Annotated in this window: 3 protein-coding genes; all 3 read right to left on the bottom strand. The window is 39.3% G+C overall.

What is annotated here, in order from left to right; translation table 11 throughout:
• Positions 1 to 665 precede the first annotated feature (665 nt).
• On the bottom strand, positions 666 to 9,488 hold the full coding sequence (locus tag ACP6PM_RS00835; protein WP_426580958.1) for an amino acid adenylation domain-containing protein: 8,823 nt from the start codon (positions 9,486 to 9,488) through the stop codon (positions 666 to 668).
• A 538-nt stretch (positions 9,489 to 10,026) separates the two neighbouring features.
• Positions 10,027 to 11,082 carry a 3-isopropylmalate dehydrogenase gene (leuB, locus tag ACP6PM_RS00830; protein WP_426580957.1) on the bottom strand — a complete coding sequence of 352 codons (1,056 nt, stop codon included), beginning with the start codon at positions 11,080 to 11,082 and terminating at the stop codon, positions 10,027 to 10,029.
• Positions 11,075 to 12,256 carry a LeuA family protein gene (locus tag ACP6PM_RS00825; protein ID WP_426580955.1) on the bottom strand — a complete coding sequence of 394 codons (1,182 nt, stop codon included), beginning with the start codon at positions 12,254 to 12,256 and terminating at the stop codon, positions 11,075 to 11,077. The genes leuB and ACP6PM_RS00825 overlap by 8 nt, the downstream gene beginning before the upstream one ends.
• Between the last annotated feature and the right edge of the window lie 90 nt (positions 12,257 to 12,346).

Genomic DNA, 12,346 nt, shown 5'->3' with positions numbered 1-12,346 from the left:
TTATTCTCTAGTGTTACTTGAATAATGATTCAACCTAGTTAGGAGGTGTAGTGCGTTCGCGGAGCGTTGCGTCAGCAGTAGCGCTCTGCGAACGCACTACACCCCGTTCATTCTCAATAAGGATTTTCTTTTAATTGAAGTATTATTCAGTTTCTGAACGCAAATCCCTTTCTATATATAGCTTTCAACTAGCTTGTCACCCCGTGAGGGTCAAAAGTTAAAAATCTTCTTCGTTCTATTGGGGCTAGAACCTATCAATCTCTGGAAAATGCGATCGCTCAAGCTTACGATCAAGTCTCTTTCAAAGATATTCGTAATTGGTTTGCTCACTCCTGCTACTGTATCTCACCAATTTGAGAAACGCTATACTTAAGTTTTACCCTCTTCATATACTACATTTTGTCGTGCGGAATCTGGGTTGAAACACCTTTAGGATAAGCTTTTGACCTAACATCATTACAGAAAAAATTAGGGTGAAGATTGATCATTAAGCTATTGATTTCCAATCACCTCCTACCCTATACTATAAGTCTAAATACTTACTCAAGTTTTACCCTCTTCATATACTACATTTTGTCGTGCGGAATCTGGGTTGTAATTTTGGTCATTTGTCAAAAAAATTAGATGCGTTTTCCCTGGAAGTCACCCCGTGAGGGTTGAAACCCTTATCCGACAAGAGTTTTTTGGTGCCTGTCACCCTGTGAGGCTTGTGCTTCTTCAAGGCAAGCTTTCAATTTTTCAGCCAAGACCTTAACATGAGGCTCATTCATAAGAGAGATATGGTCTCCAGGGACAACATGAACGTCTACCTGTCCAGCAGAAAATTCACCCCATCCCAAAAGTGGATCGCTAGCATATTCAGGTTTAATAGCTTCAAAAAGCTCATTACCAAAAAGGTTCTCTGGATAATCCTCGCTTGCTTTGAACAAAGCAATTTTAGTTGGGTAAACCTTCTGTGGAAAATAATCCCAAAGGCAATTTGCTATAAAAACTCTTACAAAACCACGAACTTGGTTAATTCCAGTACCTAGAGGAAAAACTTTAATACTTTGTAAGCGTTCATGCAAGTAGTTTAATTGCTCGTCTGGAGTCAGTTGCTTTAACACTTCGTAGGATATTTCTGGGTCTTTCCCAAACATATTTCCTAAAACTCGACCCAGAAAAGCCATCCACATAGGCTCGTCCCAACCAAGTCTGTGATGCTTGTTCTCAGGCTCAGGTGCTGTGTTGTCTAGAATAGCTAGTAGAGCTACCTCTTGGCCTTGCTTTTGCAACTTTTGGGCTATTTCAAAAGCCACCGCACCACCAAAGGAATGACCCCCTAGTAGGTAGGGACCTTGAGGTTGAACTGATTGAATCACTTCAATATAGTGGGCTGCCATATCCTCAACTTTTGTATAAGGCTCTGATTTTCCATCAAGACCAACTGCTTGCAGACCATAAAAGGGTTGGTCTTGACCAAGATAGCGAGCTAAATGAGAAAAGTAAATGACGTTACCTCCTGCTCCTGGTAAGCAGAAGAAGGGTAATTTGTCACCAGAAGTTTGAATTGGTACAAGTGAAGACCAAGACCAAGAATCTTTTGGTTCGCGTAAAATAGTTGCCAGTTGTTCAATAGTTTGACCTTGGAATAAGGTAGCTAAAGGTAGATTTTTGCCAAACTGCTCCTCAATTTTGGCTATTAAGCGGATAGCTAAAAGTGAATTACCACCAAGGTCAAAGAAGTTATCTTGAAGCAGTACTGGCTGTACATTTAGAACTTCTGACCAGATTTGAGCTAATTGACGTTCCACGGGATCGCGAGGCAGGATAAAATTTTCTAGTCGCATCAGTTCGGCTTCTGGTGCTGGCAAGGCTTTACGATCTACTTTGCCATTAGGAGTCAATGGTAGAGCTGACAACACCACAAAAGCAGATGGGAGCATATATCCAGGTAGTTTCTCTTGCAGGTAGTTTCGCAACTCTGTGCTAGTCAATGAATCCTCTTGACTAACTACATAAGCGACGAGTTGTTGGTTTAAACCTTCTCCCCAAGCTATCACTACAGTTTGTTGTATTTGTGGATGGGTGCTAATAACTGACTCAATTTCTCCTAATTCAATACGAAAACCTCGAATTTTGACCTGATTGTCAATCCTACCAAGAATCTCTATATTACCATCTGGCAGGTAGCGAGCTAAGTCCCCAGTTTTATATAAGTTTGATTTTTTGCTTTTGACTTTTGAGTTATCAAAGGGATTCGGAATAAATTTTTCTTTTGTTAATTCCGGTTGATTCAGGTAACCACGAGCAAGACAAGCACCACCAATGTGTAGTTCTCCAGGTACTCCAATAGGTACTGGTTGATTTGACTTATCTAGAATGTATATTTGTGTATTGGCTATAGGGCGACCAATTGATGTGATAATATTTCCACTTTCTTGCCACTGCGACCAATTTCCCAGATGGTAAATTGTTGACCAAATGGTAGCTTCTGTAGGGCCATAAAGATTCCATACTTCGCTTCCAATCTCCAATAGTTCCCGAGCTAATTGAATCGACAAAGCTTCTCCGCCACATAAAACTTTGAATTTTGACTTTGGCTCAGATAAACCTAAAGTTAATAACATTTGCCAAGTAGCAGGAGTTCCTTGCATTACAGTTGTCTGTGATTTCCATAACTGAGGCAATAACTGATTACCATTAGTAGCTATTTCACGAGGAACCACCACTAACTTAGCTCCGACTATAAGTGGAAGATACAATTCCAAAGCTGCTATGTCAAAAGATATGGTAGTAATAGCATTGAAAGTATCTGATTGAGTTAATCCAGGATAATCTTTCATTGATAGCAAAAAGTTGACTACTGACTGGTGACAGATTTGAACTCCTTTAGGTTTTCCTGTAGACCCAGAAGTATAAATCACATAAGCCAAATTATCTGCTGTTACTGTAGTGCGAGGATTTTGAATTTCTGGATTAGTAACTTCCCAACTACCATCCAAACACACAACCTGTGCCTGATGTTCTGGCAAACAGTCCAAAACTGACTCGCTTGTCAGTAAAACTGGCATAGCTGCATCTTCTAACATATAAGCCAAACGATCTGATGGATAACTAGGATCGAGCGGTACATAAGCTCCTCCTGCTTTTAGTATTGCCAATAATCCCACTACCATTTCTATCGAACGCTCGACACAAATACCTACCAGTACTTCTGGTCCTACTCCTAAGCTTTGTAAATAGTGGGCTAACTGATTTGCTTTTTGATTTAACTGGCTATATGTTAACTGCTCTTCCTCAAACACTATTGCTACAGCGTCCCTTGTCCGTTCAACCTGCTCCTCAAATAACTGATGAATACATTTATGTGCAGGATAATCACAAACGGTATCATTCCATTCAACCAACAATTTCTGAAGTTCTGGTTCTGATAGTAGAGGCAATTGAGAAATTGATTGCTGGGGATTTACTGCTATTCCCTCCAGCAAGGTCAGAAAATTATCCATCATTCGCTCAATCGTCTGTGGAGCAAATAAGTCAGATTTATAAATGCAATACCCCTGTAGTTCTTCTCCTGTAGACCATATATGCAACTCCAACTCTGACCTTGCCGTTAGCTCACCTAACTCTATTTGAGTTACCTCCAAATTAGTTAAAGTTAATTTTGGTGCAATTGCCTCTTGTTGCTGAAAAGCAAACAGTACTTGGAACAAAGGGTTGCGACTCATGTCTCGCACAGGTTGCAATTCTTCAACCAACTTTTCAAACGGTACATCTTGATTAGCATAAGCTCCTAAAGATTTCTGACGTACTTCCTGTAATAATTCAGTAAACTGGGGATTACCACTTAAGTCACTACACATTACTAGGGTGTTGACAAAAAAGCCGATCAACCCCTCAACTTCGCTACGGTTGCGGTTGGCTATAGGCGAACCTACAGCAATTCGCTCTTGACCGCTGTAACGATACATTAACACTTGGAAAGCTGCTAGCAGAATCATAAACATGGTTGTTCCATGTTGTTGGTTGAGTTGCTCTAGAGCAACCCGTACTTCTGAACTAATCTGGAACGGATATCCTTTTGCTGCGAAAGTTTCTACAGGTGGTCGTGGATAATCTGTGGGCAATTGTAAAGGTTCCAAATCTGCCAATTCTTGTTTCCAGTAAGCAATTTGTTTAGCCAAAACTTCTCCTTCCAACCACTCCTGCTGCCACACTGCAAAGTCTGCATATTGTATCGGCAATTCTGGTAAAGGTGAATATTCTCCTGCTAAAAATGCTCCGTACAGAATTGACAGTTCCCTTGCCAAAACCTCCATTGACCAACCGTCAAAGGCAATGTGATGAAATGTCAGTAGCAGATAATATTCTGTTTCGTTAAGCTTAAGCAGTTTTGCTCGCATCATTAGTCCTTTGTCAAGAGCAAACAAGTGCTTATTCTCTTCTGTTAGCAGTTGTTGTACTGTCTTGGTTTGTTGAGTTGCTTCCTCATGTGTTAAGTCTATTACAGGCAATGGTAAGTCTTGTGCGGGTTGGATCGACTGTTGTGGATATCCATCTATTTCTTTGATAGCAGTGCGTAAAACTTCGTGGCGAACTATCAACTCATTAAGAGTCTGGTGCAACACTCTGATATCAAGTTCTCCCTGTAATCGTAGGTATATTGGCGAGTTGTAGGCATTTTTTACAAATCCCATTCGCTCAAGAAACCACAGTCGTTGTTGTGCAAATGACAATTGTGCAGGTTCACTACTTTTAGACCTTGGTTTCAGAAGTAGAGTGTCACTGCCTGCCATAACCTCTGCTGCAAAAGTTGGTATATCTGCAAGAGAAAATTTTTCTGATGTTTCTATCTGTTGGCACAATTGTTCTATCTGTCCCATCTGTGCTAATACTTGTGGTTCTTCTAGTAGTTTGACCGCTAAACTATCTGGAGTAGGGTTTTCAAACACTATACTCACAGACCATTCAACCCCAAACAACTGGTTAAGCTTTGACACCATTTGAGTAGCTTTCAGGGAATGACCACCTAAATCGAAAAAATTATCTTTTACCCCGATTTTTTCAATAGATAACAACTGTTGCCACACCCATACTAAAACTCGTTCAACTGGATATCGTGGTGCTATATATGTTATATTCTCTTGTTGCTGATTATCTGGCATCGGTAAAGCTTTACGGTCTACTTTACCATTGGGAGTAAGTGGTAGTTGTGGCAATATGACAAAGCTACTCGGTACCATATATTCTGGCAATTTTTCCTGTAGATACTCCCTTAACTGTGGTATCAATTGTGTTGCTGTCATAGAAGCCAAGGGATTATTCCCATAACTAGACCAGTTTCTGACACTCACTGAATTTTGAGTTAGTGGTGTTAACACAATATTCTCTGATGATTCCTCAGAACGCACAAACACTGCATCTAAGTACCCTGCATTGCTCTTTTGCGACCAAGACAACTCTAGCTCATATCCTAGTCTAGCACTGATTTCATGTAGCTGTTCGGGGTGAATACCATTGAATGACACTTCCTGTAATTTTTTTCTTAACTGCTGGACATTCAGTTTTGACTCTGCTTGTGATAACAACTCTACCCCATAAACGTCGCGTTCCACCCGACTATTTGCTAAACTGTTAAAGCAGATTACTGAAGGCTGTTTTTGTTGCAGATAGCTTTCAATCTCTTCATAACTCATGCCCACCCCACTTTTAACCGGAGCTTCTATAACTTTTTTTGATTTCGCTTCTATATGCAACAAGACACTATAACGATATTTATTTAATTCGTTGTGTTCGCTTCCCCTCTGTAAACGTATTTGTACATGAGTTATTTCTGGATATTTTTCTTTGAGGGCGACAAACAACTCCGGTGAGACTAACAGCTCTGTCTCCTGCTGCATTTTTCTGTCTATCTGTTGCTTTAGTTGTTGTAGCGAAAGTGATGGACTTGCTTGAAATAGTTGGACAGAGCTGTGGAATGCTCTCATTAAAGGCAAGCTACGGATATCCCCTAGGAAAATCATTCCTCCTGGTTTGACTACTCTGATACTGTTTTCTATTACTTGCAACAAATATTCTACATTAGGGAAATACTGGACTATGGAACTGAGCAGCACTAAATCGAAACTGTTATCAGCAATGTCTGCCATGTCTTCGGCTCGTTTTTGTGCTAAAGAAACATGACTATATTTCTCTGGTTGCTGTTCTATTTGTTTTTTGATGTATTCTAATGACAAATTAGAGATGTCTGTACCGTAATAAGCTTTTGTGTAAGGTGCGATTTGAAATAAAAGCATTCCTGTACCACACCCTACTTCCCACACCTTCTGAGGTTTATTTACTAATACTTGACTAATTATATCCCCAGCCCAGATCCGCATTTGTTCTTCTGGTATGGGTTGGTTGTCGTAGTTGCTTAACCATCCTTTAGTATTGAATAAGGGATCGCTGACTTCTCGTAGTTGGCTGTAGAATTGTTGATTGAATGTTTCTAGCCAAATATCAACTTGATTCTCTGATAGTTCTGGGTTTGAATTTGTCTCAGTTTCATTTTCAGGTACTATGTATGCTAATAAACGCTTATCTCCTTGGTTGTCTTCCCTAGCCACCACTACTGTTGCTTTTACTGTGGGATGTTGAGTTAATATTGTTTCTATTTCTCCAGTTTCAATGCGGAATCCTCTGATTTTAACCTGGTGGTCTATCCGACCTAGAAATTCGATATTGCCATCTGGTAAATAACGGGCTAAATCCCCGGTTTTGTATAATTTTGTAGTTTTTGATTTATCAAAGGGGTTAGGGATAAATTTTTCGGCTGTTAACTCTGGGCGGTTGTGGTAGCCTGTTGCTAGTCCATCTCCACCAATGTGGAGTTCTCCTATCACCCCTATGGGTACAGGTTGTAATTGGGGGTCCAAGATGTATGCTGTGGTGTTAGATATTGGCTTACCTATAGGGACTGATTTTCCGATCTTATTGGTAACTTTGACTGGGAAATAGCAGCTAAGTGAAGTGTTTTCTGTTGGACCGTAACTGTTAGTTAACTGACATCCTTCCAATTTTTCTACGACTTTCTTTACATGGCTTACTGATAAGACATCTCCTCCCGCTAGCAGTTGCTTAACCAATCTTAAATCTTCTAGTTGCTCTTCTACCATCAGTTGGAATAATCCTGCTGTTAGGGCTAAGGTTGTAACTTGGTGTTGCCTGATAGCTGCTCCTATGTCTGCTAAGGAGGGTTGATGAGATTGCATTATTACTAATACTCCTCCATTCAGGAAACTGCCCCAAATTTCTAATGTAGCTGCATCGAAAGATATGGGTGCTAACTGTAGTAATGTATCTTCTTCTGTTAGATTGACATAGTTGGTATTTTTCACCAAGCGCACTACACCTCTGTGGCTGATTTTAACTCCTTTGGGTTTACCTGTCGATCCGGAGGTATACATCATGTACGCCTGTTTTTCTGCTGTTAGTAATACTGTTTTATTTTCTGATTTATATGTTGTTAGGGTTTGTGCTTCTGTGTCCAGACAAATTATTCTAGCTGATTTTTGTGGTAGATGATGTTGCCATTTTTCTTGAGTTAAGATGATGTATAGTTGTGCATCTTCTAGTATATAATTGATACGTGAAGTAGGATAATTTGGGTCTAATGGCACATAAGCTCCTCCGACTTTCAGTATGGCTAATAAACCTACTACCATCTCTACTGAGCGCTCGACACAAATACCTACTAGGGTTTCTGGAACTACTCCCAATTTTTGCAAATAATTTGCTAGTTGATTGGCTTTGCTATTTAATTCAGAGTAGGTAAGTTTGCGATCTTCAAATACTACTGCTACTGCATCTGGAGTCTTCTGGACTTGTGCTTCAAATAATTGATGAATACATTTTTCTCTCGGGTAATCTGTTTTTGTATTATTCCATTCCACCAGTATCTGGTTTAGCTCGGCCTCTGTCATTAGAGGTAATTGACTAATTGGTATATCTGGAGTTTCCAGAGCTGCTGAGAGCAAATTTTCATAATGTGAAAGCATCCTGCGGATAGTTTGTTCTTCAAACAAGTCTCGGTTGTAGGCACATAATCCTTTAATTTCTTCTCCTTCTTCCCACAAGTGTACCTCCAAATCTAACCGCACGTTCATTTCAGGCTCTATTCCTTCATACCTACTCACCTCTAAGTTTGCCAAACTGAAGGATGGATTTATTGCTTCACTCTGCTGAACAGCAAAAGCTACCTGAAATAAGGGATTGTGCGATAGAGAACGTTCGGGTTGCAAATCTTCTACCAACTTCTCAAAAGGTAGGTCTTGGTTAGCATAAGCTTCTAAGGCTGTTTTTTGTACTCTGTTTAATATTTCCGTGAAACTCGGGTCTCCTCCCAGGTCTGTATACATGACTAGGGAGTTAACAAAAAACCCGATTAATCCTTGTATTTCCCTGTGGTTACGGTTAGCTATAGGAGAACCTACTGCTATCCTTTCTTGACCACTATAACGAGATAGCAAGATTTTAAACCCTGCTAAAAGAATCATAAATAAGGTTAGTCCCTGTTTTTGGGTAACTTGTTTGATTTTTGAAGTCAGTGCTGCAGGTATATTTATGGCTACACCTGCTCCCTTGAAGGTTTCTACTGCGGGTCGGGGATAGTCTGTGGGTAGCTTTAGTTGGGATACCTCTTGGAGCTTTTGTTTCCAGTAAGCTAGTTGTGTTTCTATGATTTGACTCTCTAACCAGTTACGTTGCCATACGGCAAAATCTACATATTGTATTGGTAGCTCTGGTAATGGAGATGATTGTTTTTCCAATATGGCAGTGTAATAGACTGAAAGTTCATTGGAAAATATTGTTAATGACCAACCATCGGAGGCTATATGATGTATTTTAACTTGGAGTATGTGTTCTTCTGCTCCTAATTTGACCAGTTGGGCGCGTACAGGGGGGGCAACTTCCAGATTAAACAATTGTTCATTTTCTTGTTGGAACAACTGTTTTAATCTAGTCTTTTGTTGGGATTGTGTTAAGTCACTGAGGTCTTGTAAGGGTACATCTAGTTTAAATGGAGGTCTAATTACTTGTACAGGTCTGTCATTAATTTCGCTGAATGTAGTTCTTAGAGATTCATGGCGAGTAATGATTTGGTTGAGACTTTTATTTAAGGCTATTTCATCTAATTTTCCTACAAGATGTAAAGTTAATGGCATATTGTAGGCATTGCCACTTAACCCAGTTTTTTCAATAAACCACAGCCTTTGTTGAGCGAATGATAATGGTAGGGGTTCACTGTCACGCTGAATTCTCTTGAGTGGGTGCTTCTGTGATTCTATGTGTAGATTAATTGTTTGTAAAAAAGTGATGATTTCTGGTTTGCGTTCCTTCAGTTCATTATATATATTTGATGTTAAAGCTCCTTTGGGAGCATTACAGCGCAAGTCCCCCTCTTCAACCCATAACTTGATATCTTTTTGAGCTAGCTCCGATAAAAATTCTTCTAAAGTTCTCATAGCTTAATTTCCTCCTGTTCATCTAGTTCTTCAGTCTGGGCAATTTATAGTTGTTTAGCTAAAGACAAACTCTTTTCGTTTGTTTTCTTTTTAGAGAATTCGGTATAGTTACTGACAAGGCGTTGCACTATTGCGGGATGATGTGTGATTTCTTCCTAATTTTAAGGTGTTTAATTGAGAGAGCGACGTAGCTACCGCACTTGCTCTGCCAACACCAAATCAAAGAATCACAGGATTTAACTCAGATTATATAAGAGAGTTTTTGCTATGAGCAAATAATAAATAAGTAGTTTGATTGACAATTAGGACATCTCCTTTGACTTTGAGGCGCGAGTAACAAAATGTTTTGCGATCTAGTCTAGCTAAATCATAATGTAATCTGCTATTTTCTCCTTCTACCTACTCTGGTCATAGATGTAGTAATGATCAAGTTAAGTAATCACATTGAAGCTATATGGAACTTCATACATCACTATAATGCCACAACTTGTACTTGACCATTACTATACAGGACTAACGCAAAAATAATATTGTCTGTTCAGTTACAAGCCCTTTTTTCTTCTCCTAATTCCTGTAGAAAAAGCTGAACCAACTCTTCTGTATTGACTAAAATTTCTGCTCCGTGAGGATTTAGATCTGCTGTTCGATAACCCTGAGCTAAAATTTTTTCTTGAGCTTGAATTATTCTTTTAGCTGCATTATACTCTCCCCATTGCTCCAAACACAAAATAGCAGATCCAAGAGTTCCTAGAGGATTAGCAATTCCTTTACCTACAATATCTGGTGCTGTACCATGTACTGCTTCGTAAAGACCAAAGCCTTGTGCATTAAAGCTTGCAGAAGTTAATAATCCAACCGAACCCATTAATGCGCCTCCTATATCGCTAAGAATATCTCCAAATAAGTTACCAGCAACAATCACATCAAAACGAGTTGGGTTAAGAACTAATTGCATTGCTAAGTTGTCAACTAGCATTGACTGTACTACGACATTGGGAAAATTTTTAGCCTCCTCTAGCACTAAATGACTCCAAGGTAAATGGGGTAAAGCATTTTCTTTATGAACTACTGTTAGTAACCCCTGACGTCTTTGAGCAAGTTCCAACGCTACTCTAGCTATTCGACGGATTTCCCAGTCATAATATTTCATAGTGTGATATCCATAAATACCTTGGTAGTCCTCTCCTCTACCACTTGAGCCAAAGTAGATACCACTGACTAACTCTCTAACAATCAATATGTCCAAACCTAAGACTTTATCAGACTTAAGACTTGATTTCTCAACTAAACTATCAATGATGCGGATAGGGCGAAGATTAATAAAAAAATCAAAGTGTTGCCGTAATTCTAAAAGTCCACTACCAGTCACTGCCCCAAACAGAATTCCATCAGCGTTTTCGCACAACTGTTGTGTTTCTTTCGGGAATGGGCTACCCAGTTTGTTGAATGCAACTTCTCCTAGCATAGCATAGTTGACATTTAGGTCAAATCCTTCCAAAGAAGCTACATACTGGATAATTTTTAAGGAAGCGTCTACTACTTCCGGTCCAATTCCTTCTCCTTCTATAGCTATCAATCGATAGGACTTACTCATCAAAAATACCTTGCCTCAATAACTCTAAGACCTCTTGGCCAGTAAAACAACGCTCCTGTTCAGTAGCAAGGGATTTAATAACCGAACGCATTTTCTCATATCTTTCTTTAGATTGGGGTTGAAGTCCTTCCTTGTCAAAAAGATATTGAAAATTACTTGCTCCGCTGTTTTTGCCAAACCAAACTTCTAACTTATCGTAAGGAAAAACATTATAGCTATGGCGATCGTACAAAAAAGAGTTTACATGAATACCTGATTCTGAACGTTGAGCAGCTTGAGAATAAGGGGAAGCAGGTCTAACTCCAAATTGTTCAAGATATTCACAAACATTGGCTATTAAATCATAGTCGATCCCTTCTACTTCTATTCCGAAACGAACTCGCAGACCATTTAATACCTGTTCCAATGCCACATTTCCAGCCCGTTCTCCAATACCCAAAAAAGTTCCTGATACCATAGAAACTCCAGCCATAACTGCCTGAAGAGTATTTTCTAGAGCCATTCCCATATCATTGTGAAAATGAACACCTAAAGGAGTATTTTTTGTAAACTGATGCAAATCATGAATCCAGATGTAGGTCTTCTCAGGACTAAGAATTCCTACTGTATCACAAAGCATGAAATGTTCGATATAGGGTTTAAAGGAGCAAATACATTCAACTAAAAAATCAAAATCTGCTCTTGAGGCATCTTCAGCCGCAAAGTCAACTTTTAGTCCAAGAATTTCGGTAGCATAGCGCAAGGAATCTAAAATTTTATCAAAAGCGTTTTGGCGCACAGTGTTAATGATGTTTTGAGGAATCCCATCATCTACTGTTTTCCCTTGGTAATCTGGTAATTGTCTAAATTCTGGATCTCTGATTAATAAAAGTCGGTCAGAAATACCATAGAAGAGAATAATGCGCTTGATTCCACAAGATGCAGCTTGGTCAATATAGTGTCGGCCTGTCATGGTGGCAGAGGTGATAATGTCACTCAATCCTTCTGATACCAAAGTTTTAACAAGGGAAGTCTCAGATTCAGAAATGAATGGCATAATATCGAGGGATTCCACCCCAGTTTGCGCTATTAAATGGGCTAGTTTTTTTTTTATTCTATAAGGAAAAAAAAGTCCTGCCTGTTGTTCTCCATCCCTTAGAGTTTCATCAAATAGTTTTAAAGATAAACGTTCCATAAATCTCCATAAAGTTAAAAGAGAAATATTCCTTCAGAGACTGTTTGTAAAACAAATCTTAAGAAGACCCAGAGCTTTTAGCAGCAAGCC

The organism is Dapis brunnea BLCC-M229 (genome assembly GCF_050015995.1).
Lineage (GTDB): Bacteria > Cyanobacteriota > Cyanobacteriia > Cyanobacteriales > Microcoleaceae > Trichodesmium.
The sequence above is the reverse complement of the archived record's forward strand: the minus strand, read 5'-3'. Positions and strand labels throughout refer to the sequence as shown.

Coding starts and splice junctions, on each gene's coding strand:
- ACP6PM_RS00825 (WP_426580955.1), bottom strand. CDS start 12,256: ATGGAACGTTTATCTTTAAAACTATTTGATGAAACTCTAAGGGATGGA.
- leuB (WP_426580957.1), bottom strand. CDS start 11,082: ATGAGTAAGTCCTATCGATTGATAGCTATAGAAGGAGAAGGAATTGGA.
- ACP6PM_RS00835 (WP_426580958.1), bottom strand. CDS start 9,488: ATGAGAACTTTAGAAGAATTTTTATCGGAGCTAGCTCAAAAAGATATC.